Consider the following 323-nt stretch of genomic DNA (forward strand, 5'->3'; position numbering starts at 1 on the left):
AAAAGAGCAGAGTCATCTGCTCCTTTGTTTGACATTTCAGACGCCAAAAGTGACATCTTAGAAAAAATGATCTAATCCTGCATTCTTTCTGCTATACTAAATTTAGGAAGAAGGGAGATTGTTATGATTGAAGCAGTTTACACAGAATACAGAGAATTTTATTCTACTTTAGAGGTAGCATATGGTTATCTAAAATTTGACCGATATGAGTGGGAAAGTTTGCACTTGCGTTACTTCATCTACTATTTGCGTAAGTATGACATTCACAGTATGGAGTGCTTCACAAGCTATCATTACAAGGTTTCTTACAGACTCTATTTGGA

The 323-nt window shown here is 35.3% G+C and carries 1 protein-coding gene; it reads left to right on the plus strand.

The features are described from left to right. Window positions 1–123 precede the first annotated feature (123 nt). On the plus strand, window positions 124–323 hold a 200-nt coding region (gene comW, locus STRDD10_RS11055; RefSeq protein ID WP_156468672.1), incomplete at its 3' end, for a sigma(X)-activator ComW.

Source organism: Streptococcus sp. DD10 (assembly GCF_001578805.1).
GTDB lineage: Bacteria > Bacillota > Bacilli > Lactobacillales > Streptococcaceae > Streptococcus.